At 64.3% G+C, this 17,637-nt stretch carries 17 protein-coding genes; 11 read left to right on the top strand and 6 right to left on the bottom strand.

The genetic code is table 11. The features are described from left to right. The first annotated feature begins 24 nt into the window (after positions 1-24). A complete protein-coding gene (gene serB / locus RYZ20_RS09825; RefSeq protein WP_317672933.1) occupies positions 25-897 on the top strand; it encodes a phosphoserine phosphatase SerB in 873 nt (290 codons plus the stop codon). Here serB and nagA read toward each other — a convergent pair. Then, the gene (gene nagA, locus RYZ20_RS09820; RefSeq protein WP_317672931.1) at positions 873-2,024 is read right to left on the bottom strand and encodes an N-acetylglucosamine-6-phosphate deacetylase; all 1,152 of its coding nucleotides are present in this window, start codon (positions 2,022-2,024) and stop codon (positions 873-875) included. The genes serB and nagA overlap by 25 nt on opposite strands. After that, a complete protein-coding gene (locus tag RYZ20_RS09815) occupies positions 2,012-2,833 on the bottom strand; it encodes a glucosamine kinase nucleotide-binding domain-containing protein (protein ID WP_317672929.1) in 822 nt (273 codons plus the stop codon). The genes nagA and RYZ20_RS09815 overlap by 13 nt, the downstream gene beginning before the upstream one ends. A 141-nt stretch (positions 2,834-2,974) precedes the next feature. Here RYZ20_RS09815 and RYZ20_RS09810 point away from each other — a divergent pair, with 141 nt between their 5' ends. The 8 genes from RYZ20_RS09810 (at position 2,975) to RYZ20_RS09775 (ending at position 11,100) form a co-directional block, all read left to right on the top strand. Beyond that, complete coding sequence (locus RYZ20_RS09810) at positions 2,975-5,077, top strand: FAD-dependent oxidoreductase (RefSeq protein ID WP_317672927.1); 2,103 nt, start codon at positions 2,975-2,977, stop codon at positions 5,075-5,077. Further along, positions 5,074-5,691, top strand: coding sequence for a CDP-alcohol phosphatidyltransferase family protein (locus RYZ20_RS09805; protein WP_317672925.1), 618 nt, complete (start codon positions 5,074-5,076; stop codon positions 5,689-5,691). The genes RYZ20_RS09810 and RYZ20_RS09805 overlap by 4 nt, the downstream gene beginning before the upstream one ends. Further along, a complete protein-coding gene (locus RYZ20_RS09800; protein WP_317672923.1) occupies positions 5,688-6,866 on the top strand; it encodes an ABC transporter substrate-binding protein in 1,179 nt (392 codons plus the stop codon). The genes RYZ20_RS09805 and RYZ20_RS09800 overlap by 4 nt, the downstream gene beginning before the upstream one ends. Beyond that, positions 6,842-8,464, top strand: coding sequence for an ABC transporter permease (locus RYZ20_RS09795; protein WP_317672921.1), 1,623 nt, complete (start codon positions 6,842-6,844; stop codon positions 8,462-8,464). The genes RYZ20_RS09800 and RYZ20_RS09795 overlap by 25 nt, the downstream gene beginning before the upstream one ends. Further along, complete coding sequence (locus RYZ20_RS09790; RefSeq protein ID WP_317672919.1) at positions 8,461-9,111, top strand: ATP-binding cassette domain-containing protein; 651 nt, start codon at positions 8,461-8,463, stop codon at positions 9,109-9,111. Before RYZ20_RS09795 ends, RYZ20_RS09790 begins: the two co-directional genes overlap by 4 nt. A gap of 29 nt (positions 9,112-9,140) precedes the next feature. Further along, the gene (locus RYZ20_RS09785) at positions 9,141-9,821 is read left to right on the top strand and encodes a hypothetical protein (RefSeq protein ID WP_317672917.1); all 681 of its coding nucleotides are present in this window, start codon (positions 9,141-9,143) and stop codon (positions 9,819-9,821) included. Between the two features lie 148 nt (positions 9,822-9,969). Next, positions 9,970-10,740, top strand: coding sequence for a DUF6478 family protein (locus RYZ20_RS09780; RefSeq protein WP_317672915.1), 771 nt, complete (start codon positions 9,970-9,972; stop codon positions 10,738-10,740). 9 nt (positions 10,741-10,749) lie between these two features. After that, positions 10,750-11,100: a hypothetical protein gene (locus tag RYZ20_RS09775; RefSeq protein ID WP_317672913.1), complete on the top strand. Its 351-nt coding sequence runs from the start codon at positions 10,750-10,752 to the stop codon at positions 11,098-11,100. 17 nt (positions 11,101-11,117) lie between these two features. On the opposite strand, the gene RYZ20_RS09770 is transcribed toward RYZ20_RS09775, so the two are convergent. Further along, on the bottom strand, positions 11,118-13,133 hold the full coding sequence (locus RYZ20_RS09770; protein WP_317672911.1) for an FAD-dependent oxidoreductase: 2,016 nt from the start codon (positions 13,131-13,133) through the stop codon (positions 11,118-11,120). Between the two features lie 223 nt (positions 13,134-13,356). Here RYZ20_RS09770 and RYZ20_RS09765 point away from each other — a divergent pair, with 223 nt between their 5' ends. Beyond that, positions 13,357-14,262, top strand: coding sequence for a LysR family transcriptional regulator (locus RYZ20_RS09765; RefSeq protein WP_317672909.1), 906 nt, complete (start codon positions 13,357-13,359; stop codon positions 14,260-14,262). A 32-nt stretch (positions 14,263-14,294) separates the two neighbouring features. Here the strand turns inward: RYZ20_RS09765 and RYZ20_RS09760 are convergent, their stop codons facing one another. Genes RYZ20_RS09760 through RYZ20_RS09750 form a run of 3 tightly spaced genes read right to left on the bottom strand, consistent with a single transcriptional unit; the run spans position 14,295 to position 16,698 of the window. Continuing rightward, positions 14,295-15,269, bottom strand: a complete 975-nt coding sequence (locus RYZ20_RS09760; protein WP_317672907.1) for an OmpA family protein — start codon at positions 15,267-15,269, stop codon at positions 14,295-14,297. Continuing rightward, positions 15,266-15,973: a GNAT family N-acetyltransferase gene (locus RYZ20_RS09755; RefSeq protein ID WP_317672905.1), complete on the bottom strand. Its 708-nt coding sequence runs from the start codon at positions 15,971-15,973 to the stop codon at positions 15,266-15,268. The genes RYZ20_RS09760 and RYZ20_RS09755 overlap by 4 nt, the downstream gene beginning before the upstream one ends. Next, positions 15,970-16,698, bottom strand: a complete 729-nt coding sequence (locus tag RYZ20_RS09750) for a competence/damage-inducible protein A (protein ID WP_317672903.1) — start codon at positions 16,696-16,698, stop codon at positions 15,970-15,972. Before RYZ20_RS09750 ends, RYZ20_RS09755 begins: the two co-directional genes overlap by 4 nt. A gap of 115 nt (positions 16,699-16,813) precedes the next feature. Between RYZ20_RS09750 and map the strand changes: the two genes are divergently transcribed. Next, on the top strand, positions 16,814-17,623 hold the full coding sequence (map, locus tag RYZ20_RS09745) for a type I methionyl aminopeptidase (RefSeq protein WP_317672901.1): 810 nt from the start codon (positions 16,814-16,816) through the stop codon (positions 17,621-17,623). Positions 17,624-17,637 lie beyond the last annotated feature (14 nt).

The following is a 17,637-nucleotide window of genomic DNA, read 5'->3' as shown; positions in this document are numbered from 1 at the left end:
GACATGCGCCCGAGGAGGCCATCTATGTATATCGCCACGCTTCTTGCTTCGCCGCTCAAGGCCGATCTGGATGCTACCACCGTGGAATCGCTGCGAAATGCATGGGGCGGGGGCGAGGCGACATGGCTCAACCCGAATGTCGCGGCCGAGTTCGCGATTGAGCAGATCCCCTCGAACCGCTGGGATGTCTGGGAAGGGCTGCAAGGGCTTGGCTTCGATCTGGTGGTGCAGCCCGAATCAGGGCGCAAAAAGAAGATGCTGCTGGCGGATATGGACTCGACCATGATCCAGCAGGAATGCATCGACGAATTGGCCGATGTGGCGGGTGTGGGTGCGCAGGTCGCGGCGATTACCGCACGCGCGATGAATGGTGAACTGGATTTCGAAGGCGCGCTGACCGAGCGTCTGGGCCTGTTGACCGGCCTGTCTGATAGCGTGATCGCCAAGGTGATCGCTGACCGCATCACCTTCATGCCGGGTGGCCATGACCTTCTGCGCACGATGAAGGCAAATGGCGCCTATTGCGCGCTGGTTTCGGGCGGGTTTACTGCGTTCACCGGCTATGTCGCGGAAACGCTCGGGTTCGATGAAAACCGCGCGAATGTGTTGGGGATCGAGGGCGGCAAGCTGACGGGTATTCCCGTGCGTCCGATCCTTGGGCGTGAGGCAAAGGTGCAGGCGCTTGAGGAAATCTCGGCGCGCCTTGGCATCGGCCATGGTGACGTGATGGCCGTGGGCGACGGCGCGAACGACCTTGGGATGCTGGGACTGGCGGGCGCGGGTGTGGCGCTGCACGCCAAACCCTCGGTCGCGGCGCAATGCGATATTCGCATCAACAACGGTGACCTGTCGGCGCTTTTGTATATTCAAGGCTATTCGGTCGAGGATTTCGCCTGAAGCGGCTGGCCTGCGCGCCAGACCTGCTGCAAGTCCCAGTGGTCCGACAGAAGAACGAAATCGGCGGGGCCGCCCTGTGAAAGGGTGCCTGCCTGAACGCCCACGATCTGCGCAGGGATGCGGCTTGCCATCGCAAGCGCGCGCTCGGGCGCGATGCCCACGACCTCGATCATGAATTTCACCGCTTGCGGCAGGGAAAGGTCCGCGCCCGCCAGCGTTCCGTCCGCAAGGCGCAGCGCGCGGTCCTTGCGTTCGATCATCCGCCCGCCAAGGGTGAAGCAGGTCGCCTCGCTGCCCGCAACGGCCATCGCGTCCGACACAAGGTAGACCTCGCCCTCGCGCTTTGCGGCCAGAGCAAGGCGGATGCTTTCCGCGTGCACATGCACCCCATCCGCGATCAGCCCGACATGGAACGGCAAAGACAGCGCAGCCCCCACCAGCCCCGGCTCGCGCGAGGTGAACTGGCTCATCGCGTTGAACAGATGGGTGACGCCGCGCGCGCCTGCCGTATGGGCCGCGCGTGCCTGTGAAAGTGTGCAATCTGCGTGTCCAAGGCTGATGAATATCCCCGCGCGCTCCAGCGCCTCGATCTGCTGGAGTGTCACAGCCGCAGGCGCGACCGTCACGAAAAGAGCGGGCAGTCCGGCCTTGGCTTCCAGCAAAATCTCAAGGTCTTCGTCCATCATCGGGCGAATGAGCGAGGCATCATGCGCCCCGTTCCGGCGAATGTCGAGGTGCGGGCCTTCAAGGTGCAGCCCCAGAAACCCCGGCACCCGCCCGACCGAGGCGACGCCCGCTGCAAGAACCGAGCGCGTTGCTGCAGGGGTGTCGGTGATCAGGGTCGGCAGGATCGAGGTTGCGCCAAGGCGCGCGTGAGCCTCGCAGATCGTGGCGATTTCCGCGACGCCAGCGGTGCCATCCAGCATGATCCCGCCGCCGCCATTGACTTGCAGATCGACAAATCCGGGCGCGATCACGCCGCCAGCCAGTGCCACGCGTGGCCCGTCGGGCGCGGCAGAGGCGGGGACGATGGCACTGACCGCTCCGTCTTCGATCACAAGCGCGCGGTTGTCATGCAGGGCCGTGCCGTCAAATATCCGCGCGCCGGTGTAGATCAGTCGGTCCATGTGCTCTCCTGCTGCGCCATCCACAGCGCCCCGTCCAGCGATGTGCCATGCGGCGCGCGCCTTGGCCAGTCGTCCATCGCCAGCCGCGCGCCAAGTCCGCCCAGCCAGACGACCGGATGCTGCGCGCCTTGCGGCTGCAGATGCTCGATCGCCGCGCGAATTTCGGCGCGTGCAGCGGCCAGAACGGCCAGCGCGGCGGGGTCGGTCGTGTCAAAGACCTGCGGCGCCAGCGCGGCCCAGTCGGCAGGCGTGGCGCGCAGACTGAAGGCAACAAGGCCCGCGCTGCCGTCCAGATCATGCGTTAGCCGGTTCAAAAGGGGCGTTCGTTCAAAGCGGCCATCAAGCGCGCGCGCCGCAAGGGCTACCAGCGCATGACCGATCCACGCCCCTGATCCCTCGTCGCCAAGGCGCAGCCCCCAGCCTCCGGTGCTGATGATTTCGCCGCCGATCTGGCGGGCAAAAGCGGACCCTGTGCCAATTGCCGCGACAATCCCGTCGGCCTCGCGCAAGGCGCCCCGAACCGAGGTGGTGACATCCTGAACGACGCGCGCCCGAAACGGCAGCGCGGCCTCCAGCCGTGGCCCTGCGCCCGACAGGTTGGCTCCCGCAAGCCCCAGCACCGCGTGGACCTCTGCCCTCGCCGGAATGGAAAGCCCTGCAATCGCCCGCGTTATGTTGGCCAAAGCCGCGTCGAAATCCGAGGCGATATTCGCTGGCCCTGCCTGCGCTTCGGCCAGTGTCGCGCCCTTGGCGTCAGCCAGCCGCGCGCGGCATCCTGTGCCGCCTCCATCAAGCCCGAGATAGAGCATCAGCCTCGCCCCCTGTTTCGTGCCAGAATGCCAAAGCCCGCGCGCAGTTAAAAGAGGTATCACGATAACGAGAACGGATAGACTATGGTGAAACACTCGGCCTATTTTGCGCGTAGTTATAACGGGAGGCACGTTAAAGACTTGCGAAAACCGATCCTTTTCATAGCGCTTGCGGGGCTGGCGATCGTCGCGGCGGGGTTGGTGGCTGGTCCCGACCTTGAGCGGCTGCGCGAGGTGCGCGCGGCGCTGGCGCTTTGGCAAGAGGCTCATCCGGGGGTTTTGCCCGCGGCGTTCTTTGCCGTCTATGTCGCAAGTGCTGCGTTGTCGCTGCCGTTTGCGGTGTGGCTGACGCTTCTGGGGGCGGCGCTGTTCGGGTTTTGGCAGGGACTTTTGCTGGTGTCTTTCGCCTCGTCGATCGGGGCAGGGCTGGCGTTTCTGGCGGCGCGGTATCTGATGCGCGACTGGGTGGCGGGGCGCATCGGCGGGCGTCTGGCTGCGATCCGCGACGGGGTCGGGCGAGATGGCGCCTTTTACCTGTTCTCGCTGCGGCTTATTCCGGTGGTGCCGTTCTTTGTAATCAATCTGGCCTTTGGCCTGACTGCGATGCCGCTGGCGCGGTTCTATGCCGTTTCGCAGATCGGCATGTTGCCGGGCACCGCCGTCTACGTGGCCGCAGGTGCCCAGCTTGGTCAGTTGCAAAGCCTGTCGGGGATTGTTTCGCCCGGGTTGCTGGCGACGCTTGTGGCCTTGGGCGTTTTCCCTTGGGTGGCGCGATGGGGGGTGGCGCTGGCGCGGCGGCGGCGGGCCTTGCGCGGTTTCACCCGCCCGCAGCGGTTCGACCGCAATCTAATCGTAATCGGTGCAGGTGCGGCGGGGTTGGTGGCGGCCTATGTCGCGGCGGCGGCGAAGGCGAAAATTACGCTGATCGAGCAGGACAGGATGGGCGGCGATTGTCTGAATACAGGCTGTGTTCCGTCAAAAGCGCTGATCGCCTCGGCGCGCGCGGTGGCGGAGGCGCGTCGCGCCCATGTGCTTGGGGTGGATACTGCGCCGCAAGTCGATTTCCCGCGTGTCATGGCGCGGGTCCGCAAGGTGATCGAGGCGATTGCGCCGAATGATTCCGTCGCGCGCTATGAAGGTCTGGGGGTCGAGGTGCTGCGCGGGCAGGCGCGGCTTGTCGATCCGTGGACGGTTGAAATCGGTGCGCAGCGCCTGACCGCGCGGGCGATTGTTCTGGCCACAGGGGCGGCCCCGTTCATTCCCGATCTGGCGGGGATCGAAGGTGTCGATCCGCTGACCTCGGAAACGGTATGGGATTACCTTGCGGGGCTGGAGGCGCCGCCGCGCCGGTTGCTGGTGCTTGGCGGTGGGCCGATAGGCTGCGAGCTGGCGCAGGCGCTTGCGCTTCTGGGGGCGGGGGTGACGCTCTTGGAGGCGGGCGAGCGGCTTTTGCCGCGTGAAGAACCCGAGGTTTCCGACGCCATCCATGCCGCGCTTGAGCGTGACGGGGTGGAGGTGCGTCTGTCTGCGAAGGCGGTGGAATTTGGCGCCGACGGCGGCAAATGGGTCGCGCTGGAGGATGGCTCGCGGTTGCCCTTCGATGCGCTGCTGGTCGCGGTCGGCCGGAAGGCGCGGCTGGAAGGCTTTGGTCTGCGCGAGCTTGGTATCCCCGCCGCCCGCGTGATCGAGACCGACGCCTATCTGCAAACACTGATGCCGCATATTTACGCGGCGGGGGATGTGGCGGGGCCGCTGCAACTGACGAACGCGGCGGGGCATCAGGGCTGGATCGCGGCGGCGAATGCACTGGCTGCGCCGTTCTGGCGCTTCAAGGCCCATGCTGCGCCGATCCCGGCGGCTATTTTCTCCACGCCCGAGGTTGCGCGTGTCGGGCTGACCGAACCGCAGGCGGAGGCGTGTGAGACGGTGGTCTATCCGCTGGCCGATCTGGACCGCGCGATTGCCGAGGGCCGGACCGAGGGCTTTGTGAAAGTGATTACTCCGAAAGGCTCGGACAGGATTTTGGGCGTCACCGTTCTGGGCGCCAATGCGTCCGAGGTGCTGGCCGAGTTTACGCTGGCGATGCGGCACGGGCTTGGTTTGGGGAAAATCCTTGCGACGCCGCATATCTATCCAGGCTGGTCCGAGGCCGCGAAAAACGCCTCGGGTCGCTGGAAGCAAGGCCATGTCAGCCCGCGCCTCTTGCGTCTGGCTGAACGCTTTATGACATGGAGGCGCGGATGATCGACGCGCGTTTGCTGCCCCTTCAGCGGCGGTTGCTGTCGCCTCTGGCGCGAGGGTTCGCGCGCGCACGAGTGCAGCCCGATCATATGACGATTGCGGGTTTTTTGCTGGGAATTCTGGCGGTGCCTGCGCTGGCGGCGGGGCAATTCGGGCTGGCGCTTGGCCTGATCTTGCTAAACCGGCTGGCCGATGGTCTGGATGGCGCCATTGCGCGCCAGACGCGGGCGACGGATCGCGGGGCGTTTCTGGATATTGCGCTTGATTTCGTGTTCTACGCGCTGATCCCCTTGGGGTTTGCGCTGGCTGATCCGGCGCAAAACGCGCTTGCGGCAGCAGTTCTGATCGCGGCCTTTGTTGGCACCGGATCAAGCTTTCTGGCCTTTGCGGCGATAGCGGCCAAACGCGGGATGCGCGCGGATGCCTACCCGACAAAGGGCATCTATTACCTTGGTGGTCTCACCGAAGGCACCGAGACTATCGCCTTCTTCATCGCGATTTGCCTGTGGCCTGCGGCGTTTGTGCCGCTGGCCTATGTCTTTTCTGCGGCCTGTGCCGTGACGACCCTGACCCGTTGGTATATCGGCTGGCGGGCCTTTGCCGGAGAGATGGAATGAAACTGATCCTTGCCGCGTTTTTGTTGGGTGCGACCCCTGCCATGGCCGATTGGGCCGAGACCTTGGCCGAGGCGCGCGGCCAGACGGTCTATTGGAATGCGTGGGGGGGCGATCCGCGCACCAATGCGTTCATCGAGTGGGTGTCCGCGCGGACTGAGGCCGAGTTCGGCGTCTCCGTCCAGCAGGTCAAGCTGTCTGACACCGCCGAGGCCGTCGCGCGGGTGCGGGCCGAAAAGGCGGCAGGGCAGATCGAGGGTGGCGCGGTGGACCTTGTCTGGATCAACGGGCCGAATTTCATGGCGATGAAAGACGAGGCTTTGCTGCATGGCCCCTTTGTCGCCGGATTGCCGAATGCGGCGGGGGTGGACCTGAGCGAAGGGGCGGCAGCGACGCTTGATTTCACGGTTCCGGTCGAGGGGATGGAGGCGCCCTGGCGGCTGGCCAAATTCGTCTTTGCCCATGATAGTGCGCGCGCGCCCGAGCCGCCGCGCTCGATGGCGGGGTTTGTCGATTGGGCCAAGGCGCATCCCGGGCGGATGACGCACCCGAACCCGGCCAATTTCATGGGCGCAACCTTTCTGAAACAGGCTTTGGTTGAACTGGCGCCGGACAGGGCGGCTCTTGCGGCGCCCGCCACGGATGCGGCGTTCGGGGCACAAACCGCGCCCCTTTGGCAATGGTATGATGCGCTCCGTCCGCATCTGTGGCGTGAAGGCGCGGCCTACCCCGAGAACGAATCCGTGCAGGCGCAGCTTCTGAACGATGGCGAGGTCGATATTGCGATGTTCTTCGATCCGGCGGCCCCTGCGGCGCTGATCGCGCAAGGTGTCTTGCCCGAAACCGTGCGGGTTTTCGTGCCCGATGCGGGGACGATCGGGAACATCTCGTTCGTAGCGATCCCCTTTGACGCGGCGCATCGCGCAGGCGCCGAGGTGGTGGCGAATTTCCTGCTCTCGCCCGAGGCACAGGCGCAAATGCAGAATATCGAGGTCTTGGGCAGCTATTCGGTGCTGGACCCAGCGCGCCTTGATGATGCGGCGAAGGCGGCCTTTGCGGCCCTGCCAACAGCGCCAGCCTTGCCGCGCCTCGAGGATTTGGGCGCGACCCTGCCCGAGCCGCACCCGAGCTGGATGACCCGCCTGACCGAGGAATGGGCAAAGCGCTACACGCCATGATCTGGCTGCGCCTGCTGCTTGCGGGGGGGATTGTCGCGCCGGTCCTTGCGGGGCTGGTGCTGACCTTGGCGATGGCGCTGCGCCCCGAGGCATCGGGCTTTGCTGTGGCAGGCATTGCGACCTCGCTCCGCCTGACGCTGGTGACGGGTGTGGGCGCGACGCTTTTGTCGGTGGGTCTTTCGGTGCCGCTGTCGCTGTGGCTGTTGCCGAAAGCGCGGGCGCGGGCGTGGCTCGCGCCATTTCTGGCGGTGCCCCATGCGACGCTGGCGCTTGGGCTGGCGTTTCTGATCGCGCCCTCGGGGTGGTTGGTGCGGCTGGTGTGGCCGCTTGATCTGCCGCCCGCGATTGTGACGGTGGGCGACCCGTGGGGGCTGTCATTGATGCTGGGGCTGGTCCTGAAAGAAGTGCCGTTCCTGACGCTGGTCACACTGGCGGCGGCGGCGCAGCACCTGCTTGAGGCGCATTTCGCGGCGGGGCAGAGCCTTGGATATCCGCGCAGCCAGATCTGGCGACAGGTGGTTTGGCCGATGCTTTACCCCGCCCTGAGATTGCCGGTTTTCATCACGCTCGCATTTTCGCTGTCGGTGGTGGATATGGCGCTGCTGCTTGGCCCCTCGCACCCGCCAACGCTGGCCGTGCAGATTTTGCGCCTGTTCACGGCGACCGATCCTGACGCGCGGTTCGCGGCGGCGCGGCTGGCGATCGGGCTTTTGCTGGTGACGGGCGGGGCGGTGGCTGTATGGCGGGGGGCCGAGGTTGTGACCGCACGCCTTTTGCTGAACCGTCTGCGCAAGGGGATGCGACGGGTGCCGCGTGGCGCGGGCGGTGCGGCCATCGGAGTATCGGGGCTGATACTTGGCGGGGCGGCCGTTCTGGTGCTGGCGCTGTGGTCGGTCGCGCGGCGCTGGCCCTTTCCGGCGGTGCTGCCTGAACAGATGACCTTCGTGGGCTGGCAGCAGCTTGTATGGGCGCAAACCGCCGGAGAGACCCTGCTGATCGGGCTTGCCGCAACCGTGATCTCCCTTGTGCTGGCACTGATCTGGCTGGAGGCCGAAGACCGGTCTGGCTCGCGGATGCGTGGCGGTGCTCTGATCGTTATTACCCCGCTGCTGCTGCCGCAAATATCTTTCCTACAAGGCGTCGCGCAGGGCTTTCTGTGGTTGGGCGTTCCGGCGGGGCGTATGGCAGTGATCTGGGCCGAGATCCTGTTTGTCTTTCCCTATGTGATGATCGCGATCACTGGCCCGTGGCGGGCGATGGACGCGCAGCAATTGGCTGCGGCTGCAAGCCTTGGCGCGGGGCCGATGCGGCGCTTCTGGCGGGTCAAGCTGTCCCTGATGCTGCGCCCTTTGCTAACGGCAGCGGCGATCGGCTTCGCGGTTTCCTGCGCGCAGTTTCTGGCCGTGCTTCTGCCCGGCGCGGGGCGGGTCCAGACGCTTGCGACCGAGGCGGTCGCATTGGCATCTGGCGCCGATCGCAGGCTCTCTGCGCTTTACGGGCTTGTGCTGGCCCTGCTGCCGCTGCTGGCCTATGGTCTGGCCTTGGGCGTTCCGGCGTGGGTCCATCGCGATCGGCGCGGCATGAGGGGGGAGCGATGAGCCTTGATCTGGTCGATGTCACGGTTGCGCCGTCGGGTGGGGCGTCGCTGTTCGCGCCGGTTTCGGCCAGTGTCAGGGCGGGCCAATGCCTGTGCCTCATCGGGCCTTCGGGGCGCGGAAAATCGACGCTTCTGTCGATGATCGGCGGGCATTTGCCGCGTGGGCTGACCGGAGCGGGGCAGGTTGTTTTGAACGGGCGGAGCCTCGTGCCCCTACCTGCCGAGGCACGCCGCGTCGGACTGCTGTTTCAGGATGCGCCGTTGTTTCCGCACCTAAGCGTGGGCGACAATCTGGCCTTCGGTTTGGCGGGACATGTGTCGGGGCGGTCTGCACGGCGTGCGGCGATTTCGGACGCATTGTCGCAGGCGGGGCTGACGGGGTTCGAGACCCGTGACCCCGCGACGCTTTCGGGGGGCCAAAGGGTGCGTGTGGCCCTGATGCGCGCGCTTCTGGCAGAACCGGAGGCGGTTTTGCTTGATGAGCCGTTTTCTCGTCTGGATGTCGCATTGCGGGCCGAAATCCGTTCGTTCCTGCTGGCCCATATCCGCGCGCGGGGGATTCCGGCGGTGCTTGTCAGCCACGATCCCGAGGACGCCGATGTCGCGGATCACGTCCTGACGCTTGCTCCGTGGGGCGCGAGCCAGTAACACACTGTCCAAGGCATCGGGACGAGTAGATGAATTGGTCAGATTTTGCGCCTGAGCGCGAGAGCTCTTTCACGGGTATAAACTGGTGGCGTCGCAGCCTTTCGGGGCTTGCGGTGGGGCTGATTCTGGCGGGATGTGTTGCGCCGGAGATGCCGCGCATGAGCCTTCTGTCGCGACCGGCGCAGCCCAAGGCGCTTGTCGCCAATGGCGCGGTTACACTCGCCGCTCCGCGTGGCTTTTGCATCGACCAGAAAACCCTGCGCGACGATGCCGATGGGATATTCGTTCTCTTCGGCCATTGCGCCGCGATGAGCGGTGATCCCGACCGCGCCAAGCCGTCCGAGGCGGTGTTGCTGAGCGGAACCTTCAGCGCGGATACGTCAGCGACGGGTGGTCCCGATCAGATGCGGCTGGTTGCAGAGTTCTTTGCTTCTGAATTGGGGCGCGCGGCGCTGGCCCGCTCGGGGCGGGCCGAAGATGTGACGGTTGCGCATGAAAACCTTGAGGGCAATCTGCTGATCCTGAAGGTGACGGATGCGTCCCCGCTGACCGATGTTGCGCGCTCGCATAGCTACTGGCGCGGGGTTTCGATGATCGGAGGGCGGATGAGTTCGCTCAGTGTCATGCCGCTTAAGGATGGCGCCGTATCGGATGCGGCCCAGCAGGATTTGCTGCGCCAGTTCGCTCAGGCTTTGCTGGACGCAAACTAGGGCGCCAAGGCCGATCCGGGCGGCAAATATCTTGAAAGCGCGAAAAAAATTCCGGTTTGCGGAGGAGTTAACCTTTGCGAAGGGAAAGCGATGCCAGTAATTATTTCCTAGGCAGGAACTAAAAGGCGATCATCGCCGTATCGTAATAATGTCAGTTAACAAGAGTTCATATCTCGACCGTTTTGCACAGGCCCGCTCGTTGAAGCGGTGGGAAGCCCTGGCAAAGCAGGCCGAAGCGCTGGATAATCACGCGCTGCGCGAGTTACGCGGTGACGCGCGCCATTTGCGCCGCGCGCTTGATAAGGTGCTGCATGTGGCGGACGGGCGGTTGCAATTGCCGCTGGTCGGGGCGGATGGAATCAACAAACCACTCGGGTGTGACTGGTCGTGGCGCCCGAAGCTCTGGAAGGGGCCGGTTTTCCCGCAAGGCGTTGCGGCGGCCGAGGCGCGCACGCGGATCGGTGACGAGGTGACGCTGTTTCACGATTGCAAGCTGTCCGAGCTGACGCTGCGCCAGATTCGCAACAGCCGCGCCGAGGATATTGCCCCATACGGGCTGCGGATGGATGTGTTCCGGTTTGACGGCTCGTTCCTGTCTTTGGTGCTTGATCTGCCCGAAGCTGGCGTGTCGGGGCTGAAGCTCAATCACCTGATCCGGCTGGATATGGTGGTCGAACTGGAAAAGCCGCTCGAGGTGTTCTGCCGCCTGAACGTGAAGCACGGTCCCAACACCGAACAACTGGTGCGCGAACTGCCGCAGTCGGGCGAGAGCTTTGTCGAGTTTGACCTCGCCTATACGAAAATGAACGAAAAGCGGGTCGAAAAGGCGTGGGTGGACCTGATTTTCGAGGGGCCGCAGATGAATCAGATCGTGCTGCGCGACCTGACTTTTGCGCGCCATCCGCGTGCGGAACTGTAGGAGGGGACGATGCTTGAGCTATCGCGAATTCGCGCAGGTATATGGGAAGGCGTGATCGTCGCGCCCAAAGCCCCCGAGATCGAGCTTGTCCACCTCGAACGCGTGTTGCCCGGCCTGGAGATTGGCGGAGGTGAGGGAAAATGGCAGGTCAGCGTGCCGATCCCCGCCGCGATCCTGTCGGACGGGGTGCAGACGATCCTGATCCGTGATGTGGCAGCGGGCGAAACAATCGGGCGTGTCTCGATTGTTGCGGGGCAGCCGCTGGACGAAGACCTGCGCGCCGAGATTGACCTTTTGCGCGCCGAGCTTGATCTGCTCAAGCGCGCGTTCCGGCGCCACTGCGTCGAGATATTGGGCTGACGGGGGGCAAGCCCCCGCTACAGGCGCGCGCCCAGACGGGTGCCTTGGTCGATCGCGCGCTTCGCGTCCAGTTCGCCCGCGACATCCGCGCCGCCAATAATGTGCACCTCACGGCCAGCCGCAATCATGGCATCGGCAAGGCTGCGTTCAGACAATTGCCCCGAACAAAGCACAACCGTATCGACCTCGATCAGAGTGGGATTTTCGCGCGCCTCCCCGAAGGAGATGTGCAGCCCCTCATCGGTGATCTTTTCGTAATTCACGCCGCCAACCATCTTGACCTGCTTGGCCTTGAGCGCCGCGCGGTGAATCCAGCCGGTCGTTTTGCCAAGGCGGCGGCCGGGGCGTTCGGGTTTGCGCTGCAACAGCGTGACCTGCCGCGCGGGAGGCTCGGGCGCGGGTTCGGCCAGACCGCCTGCGGTATCCAGCGGATCGCCCACACCCCATTCACGTTTCCACTCTTCCAGATCGAGCGTCGGGCTGTCGTTCACCGCCAGGAACTCGGCCACGTCGAAGCCGATACCGCCCGCGCCGACAATCGCGACGCGCGGGCCAGCGGTGACGCGCCCCGTCAGAATGTCGATATACGAGACGACCAGCCCGCCCTCGGTCGGAATTTGCGGATCGCGGGGGGTGACGCCGGTGGCGATGACCACTTCGTCGAAAGTGGCAAGGGTTTCGGAGGTGGCGCGTGTCGACAGCCGCAAGGTGACACCGGACTTGTCCAGCATCGTCGCGAACCAGTCGGTCAGGCCCACGAACTCCTCTTTGCCGGGGATGCGGCGCGCCATGCAAAGCTGCCCGCCGATCTGATCGGCCGCATCAAAGAGCGTCACGCTATGCCCGCGCGTTGCTGCCGTGATGGCTGCCGAACAGCCTGCTGGCCCCGCACCCACAACCGCGATCTGTTTGGGTTGCGCAGTCGGGGTGATCTCCAGCTCGGTCTCGTAACCCGCGCGCGGGTTCACAAGGCACGAACTGATCTTGCCTTGAAACGTATGATCCAGACACGCCTGATTGCACGCGATGCAGGGCGCGATCTCGTCGGTCCGCCCCGCAGCGGTCTTGTTAACGAACGCGGGATCAGCAAGGAAGGGCCGTGCAAGGCTGACCATATCGGCCTGACCCGAAGCGAGAATGCCCTCGGCCACATCGGGATGGTTGATCCGGTTGCAGGCGATCACGGGGATCGAGACCTCGGGCCGCAGCCGCGCGGTCAGCCACGCGAACGCCGCGCGCGGAACCGAGGTCGCGATGGTCGGCACGCGCGCCTCATGCCAGCCGATACCTGTGTTCAAAAGGGTTGCACCCGCCGCCTCGACCGCTTTGGCCAGCGTCACGACCTCGTCCCAGGTCGAGCCATCGGGGACGAGGTCGATCAGCGAGATACGGTAGATGATGATGAACTCCGGGCCGACGGCCTCGCGCACACGGCGCACGACCTCGACGGGCAGGCGCATACGGTTTTCGAAACTGCCGCCCCAGCGGTCCTCGCGTTTGTTGACATGACGCACAAGGAACTGGTTGAGGAAATACCCCTCGGAGCCCATCACCTCGACCCCGTCATATCCGGCTTCGCGCGCACGGGTCGCGGCGGTGACGATGTCTGCGATCTGCTTTTCGATGCCTGCCTCATCCAGCGCTTTCGGCGGGAAGGGCGAGATCGGTGATTTGATGGCCGAGGCCGATACGCATTCGGGACCAAAGGCATAGCGCCCCGCGTGCAGAATTTGCATCACGATGCGCCCGTGCGCCTGATGGACGCGCTCGGTGATGATGCGGTGGTTTGCGATGTCCTGATCCGAGAACAGCCCTGCCGCCCCCGGAAACACGCCGCCTTCGCGATTGGGAGCCATGCCGCCCGTCACCATCAGGCCGACGCCGCCGCGTGCACGCGCCGCATAGAACTCTGCCACGCGATTCCAGTCGCCGGTTTCTTCGAGATTGGTGTGCATCGACCCCATCAGCACGCGATTTTTCAGCGTCACATGACCCAGATCAAGCGGTGCAAGCATATGAGCATACTGGCCCATTCATTCCTCCCCGAAAGTGTTGGGGCCAGTGTGACCTGCGCGTAAACCCAAGTCACGCCGAACGCCGCGTCACGTCATTCCGGCACGGTCAACAATCGTTTCTTGCGGGGGATCAAGCGCGCAAATTCCCCCGTATTGTCCCCGCTTGGCCCCATTTGCGCCCGATTTTGCCGCGAAACCTTGTCTCAACCGGAAACGAAAAGTTACGACTTAAGGGGACGAAATGGATCGCCTGACTGAAATGGAAGCCTTTGCCACTGTCGTCGATCAGGGCGGGTTCACGGATGCCGCCAAGAAGATGGGGATTTCGAAATCGGCGGTATCAAAGCACGTCTCCTCGCTTGAGGCCCGTCTGGGTGCGCGGCTTTTGAACCGCACGACGCGGCGGGTTTCTCCGACTGAAATCGGGCTGGCCTATTATGACCGGGCGCGCCGTGTTCTGAACGACGCCGGAGAGGCCGATGCGCTTGTGACCTCGATGCAGATTGCGCCCTCGGGGCTGTTGCGGATCTCGGTTGCGACGGATTTCGGGGTGAACCTGCTGTCGCCTGTGCTGGGTGATTTCTTGCAGGAGTTTCCCGATATTACCGTGAACATGGTGCTGAATAACCGCTATGTCGAACTGATCTCGGAAGGCTTTGATATGGCGATCCGCGTGGGCGAGCTGGAGGACAGCACCCTGCGTGCGCGCAAACTGACCGAGACCTCGCGCCGGATGATTGCCGCGCCCTCTTATTTCGAAAAATACGGACGCCCGCAGAAGATCGACGATCTGAACGAGCATAAGCTTTTGCATTACTCGAACCAGTCGGCGGGGAATGTGTGGAAAATCACGGCGCCCTCTGGCGAGCGTCGTCAGGTGCGCTCGGCTGGCTGGCTGACGGTGAACGATGGCCAGTCGCTGTTGCATGCGGCGATTGCCGGGCTTGGCATCGCCTATCTGCCGTCATTCCTGTATGCGGATGCAATGAAGCAGGGGTTGGTCGAAGAGGCGATGCCCGAATTGCCGATGGAAACGCTTGGCATTTATGCGGTCTATCCTCCCGGCCGCTTTACCCAACCCAAGGTCCGTGCCTTCATTGATTTCCTGGCCTATACCTTCGCCGAGAAGGGGCCGGACAACTGGTAAGCAAGTTTTCTCCCCTGCGGTAGGCTCCGCCCTTACCGCCAACTTTGGGTCGAGGTGAGAACCACTTCGACCCTTCTGTTTTGGTCGCGCCCTTCGGGGGTCAGGTTGCTTGCGCGCGGCGAGAGCCATCCCGCGCCCTCGGCGGTGATCTGTGCCGAAGGGGCGCCGTAATCCGCGACCAGCTTGTCGCGCACGGCTTCGGCGCGGCGTTTCGAAAGCGCGATATTCCCCTCAAGGCTGCCTTCGGAATCGGTATGCCCGACCAGCGAGATCTGTGCCTGCGGGTTGGCTTGCAAATAGGTCGCCAGCGCTTTCAGCGAGGCAATGTCGGTGCCGTTCAGGGTCGCCTGCCCGCTTTCGAACATCAGGTCTTCAAGGGGGATGTGGCCTGCGCTTTCAAGCTGTTGCGCCAGATCGCCGCCTGACAGGGGGGGCAGCGCGGTGCCGGTCTGGGGTGTGACCGGCGTGGCTCGGGTGGGCGAGGAAAGGTCGTTGCGCAATTCTGCCGGTTCGACCTTTTGGGCCTGCAAAGTCGTCAGATGCACAAACCCCGACTCGGAAGAGCGCGACACCATCAGCCCGACAAACATGTCACCCTTGCGCGCGGCCAGATAGCGGAAGTCACCCAGATCGACGTGCATTTCCGGCTCGGGCAAGATGTCGATGGCGTAGCGGAAATCGAAGCCGCCGCAGCCTTCGGTCTCGCATTCGAACAGAAAGCCGAAGCCCGCGACGCCAAGCTGTTCGCGCAGCGGCGCCATGATCTGCAATGAGGTCGTCTGGTTCGCGCGCAGCCGCCATGCGGTATCGGTGCGGTAGCCTTCGATGTGGCGCGCGGTAATCGCCCCGCCCCGCCAGGGACCGAGTGGAAATTCGAGGCTGGTGCCTGGCGACTCTCGTTCGGCGCTGATCGCGGCCCCTTGTGGCAGGGCAAGCTCGATCGGTGGCGCAGCAAGGGCTTGTCCGCCGCAAAGCACCACCGCCAGCGAGAACAGGCGGCGGATCATGCTTTGGCCTCGGCGCGGTAATGGTATTGGGTGCCCTGTGCCATCCCGAGCGAGCGGTAGAGCGCATTTGCCTCGGAATTGTCGCGCCGGACGATCAGCGACAGGTCGCGCGCCCCTTCGGCCACGGCCCACCGGACGGCCTCGGCCATCATCGCGCGGGCCAGCCCCTTGCGACGCATTTCGGGCAGGATGGCGAGCGCGTGCAGCATCGCGGTGTCGCCCGAGATCGAGACGAAGGCCACACCCGCTGCACGGTCCTCGGTCCGGCCCAGAACGCAGGCTTTGGGGGCCGAGGCGCGCTCCATCACGGCCTGGCGCGCGGCGCTGATGCCGGTTTCCTCCCAGACTTCGCGCGCAATTTGCAGCGGCGGCCAATGGGCGAAGGCGGTGACGGGGGGCACGGCATGGGCAAGTGTGGCCAAGGGGGCGCGGTATTCGACCGAGGGGTCTTCGATGACAAAGCCACGGGCGGCGAGGGCGGCGTCGAGCGCCTCTTCGCCCGCCCGCACCATGAATAGCCCTCGCTGGCCTAGCGCCTTGCTGGCGGCAAGGGCGGCCTCGATGTCGGCGCCTTCGAACGCGCCTTCAAGCGTGGCGGCGCTGACGCGGCTGCCCGCGCCTTGTCCTTCGCGGATCAGAAAACCGCCTGCCGAACGTGTGGAGGCTGCGGGCCATGTAGCGTCGATCAGGTCAAAGGTTGTCATTTGCCCTCCGGAAAAGTGGTTTGAAGGGCGGCAAAGCCCGCCTCCAGCGCGGCCCGGTCGGTCGAGCGCACAACAAGGTTCGTGCCGTAATGGCCGTCCTGCACAAACGGATAAGAGCCGAATGAGGCCAGCGGATGCGCCTCGGCCAAGGCGCGCAGCGCATCTGCGATAGAGGCTTCGGCAACCATCATCTGCCAGTTGCGCGATTGCAGCGGCTTGCCGCCGGTCAGGCGGGGCAAAAGCCCTGCGACCATCGCCTGAAAGATGTTCGGCACGCCCGCCATGACGTGACAATTTTCCAGCGAAAAACCGGGCGCACCCGAGACCGGATTGTCGATCAGCCGCGCGCCCTCGGGGATGCGCGCCATGCGCAGGCGGGCGGGGGTGAACTCGGTGTTGCGCGCGGCGTAATGCGCGCCAAGGATCGCGCGGGCATCGTCGCGAATGTCCAAAGGCGCATCAAAGGCAGCGGCCACAGCATCGGCGGTAATGTCGTCATGCGTGGGGCCAATCCCGCCCGAGGTAATCAGGTGGTCATGGTTCGCGGAAAGTTCGCGCACCGCATCACGGATGGTTTCGTGATCGTCGCTGATAACGCGGATCTGGCGCAGGTCGATACCGACCTTTACCAACTCGCCCGCGAGAAAATACGCATTCCCCTCGCGGGTCCGTCCGGTCAGGATTTCATCCCCGATAATCAGGATCGCGGCGGTGGGATTGGGCATTTTCGCTCCTCCTTGGTGCCCTTGGTATAAGGCCCGGATCGGGCGCGGAAAAGCCCGGTCTGGCAAACTGCGGATTTTCCCCTTATCTAGGGGCCGAAGTAGCAGGAGAAGAGCCTTGGACGACACCAGCGGACGCGTGACGAAAGACGGTATCCGGATTTACGAAGCTGCGGATTTCGAAGGGATGCAGGCTGCGGGGCATTGCGCCGCGCGCATCCTTGATGAAGTGGCAGAGCTTGTCGTTCCCGGGGTGACCACCGAAGCGCTGGACGATTTCATCCGTAACCGCGTGACCGAGCTGGGGGCCGTTTCGGCCACCATCGGGTATCGCGGGTATCAGCACGCCTCGTGTATTTCGGTGAACCATGTGGTGTGTCACGGCATTCCGGGGCCGAAAACGGTCAAGGATGGCGACATCCTGAATATCGATGTCACTGTGATCCTTGATGGCTGGTATGGCGATACCTCGCGGATGTATGTCGCGGGCAACCTGAGCCGCAAGGCCGAGCGTCTGATAGAGGTGACGCATGATGCGCTGATGCTCGGGATCGAGCAGGTGCGGCCGGGCAATACCTTTGGCGACATCGGTCATGCGATCCAGAAATATGCCGAAGGTCACCGGATGTCGGTCGTGCGCGACTTCTGTGGTCACGGGCTGGGGCGTCAGTTCCACGAGCCGCCGAACGTGCTGCATTACGGGCGCGCGGGGTCGGGGCCGGTGCTTGAAGAGGGGATGTTCTTCACCATCGAGCCGATGATCAATCTGGGTCGCCCCGAAACCAAGGTTCTGGCCGATGACTGGACGGCGGTGACGCGCGACAAATCGCTTTCGGCGCAGTTTGAACACTCGATCGGTGTTACTGCGGATGGGTGTGAGATTTTCACGCTCAGCCCGACGAACCGGTTCCACCCGACCTGGGGCTAAGAAACGCGGGGGCT

It is taken from the genome of Pseudothioclava alba, from assembly GCF_033100795.1.
Classification (GTDB): Bacteria; Pseudomonadota; Alphaproteobacteria; order Rhodobacterales; family Rhodobacteraceae; genus Pseudothioclava.
The sequence above is the reverse complement of the archived record's forward strand: the minus strand, read 5'-3'. Positions and strand labels throughout refer to the sequence as shown.

Coding starts and splice junctions, on each gene's coding strand:
- nagA (WP_317672931.1), bottom strand. CDS start 2,024: ATGGACCGACTGATCTACACCGGCGCGCGGATATTTGACGGCACGGCC.
- RYZ20_RS09765 (WP_317672909.1), top strand. CDS start 13,357: ATGGATCGCCTGACTGAAATGGAAGCCTTTGCCACTGTCGTCGATCAG.
- serB (WP_317672933.1), top strand. CDS start 25: ATGTATATCGCCACGCTTCTTGCTTCGCCGCTCAAGGCCGATCTGGAT.
- RYZ20_RS09755 (WP_317672905.1), bottom strand. CDS start 15,973: ATGACAACCTTTGACCTGATCGACGCTACATGGCCCGCAGCCTCCACA.
- RYZ20_RS09795 (WP_317672921.1), top strand. CDS start 6,842: ATGGGCAAAGCGCTACACGCCATGATCTGGCTGCGCCTGCTGCTTGCG.
- RYZ20_RS09800 (WP_317672923.1), top strand. CDS start 5,688: ATGAAACTGATCCTTGCCGCGTTTTTGTTGGGTGCGACCCCTGCCATG.
- RYZ20_RS09775 (WP_317672913.1), top strand. CDS start 10,750: ATGCTTGAGCTATCGCGAATTCGCGCAGGTATATGGGAAGGCGTGATC.
- RYZ20_RS09750 (WP_317672903.1), bottom strand. CDS start 16,698: ATGCCCAATCCCACCGCCGCGATCCTGATTATCGGGGATGAAATCCTG.
- RYZ20_RS09780 (WP_317672915.1), top strand. CDS start 9,970: ATGTCAGTTAACAAGAGTTCATATCTCGACCGTTTTGCACAGGCCCGC.
- RYZ20_RS09790 (WP_317672919.1), top strand. CDS start 8,461: ATGAGCCTTGATCTGGTCGATGTCACGGTTGCGCCGTCGGGTGGGGCG.
- RYZ20_RS09770 (WP_317672911.1), bottom strand. CDS start 13,133: ATGGGCCAGTATGCTCATATGCTTGCACCGCTTGATCTGGGTCATGTG.
- RYZ20_RS09785 (WP_317672917.1), top strand. CDS start 9,141: ATGAATTGGTCAGATTTTGCGCCTGAGCGCGAGAGCTCTTTCACGGGT.
- RYZ20_RS09815 (WP_317672929.1), bottom strand. CDS start 2,833: ATGCTCTATCTCGGGCTTGATGGAGGCGGCACAGGATGCCGCGCGCGG.
- RYZ20_RS09760 (WP_317672907.1), bottom strand. CDS start 15,269: ATGATCCGCCGCCTGTTCTCGCTGGCGGTGGTGCTTTGCGGCGGACAA.
- RYZ20_RS09805 (WP_317672925.1), top strand. CDS start 5,074: ATGATCGACGCGCGTTTGCTGCCCCTTCAGCGGCGGTTGCTGTCGCCT.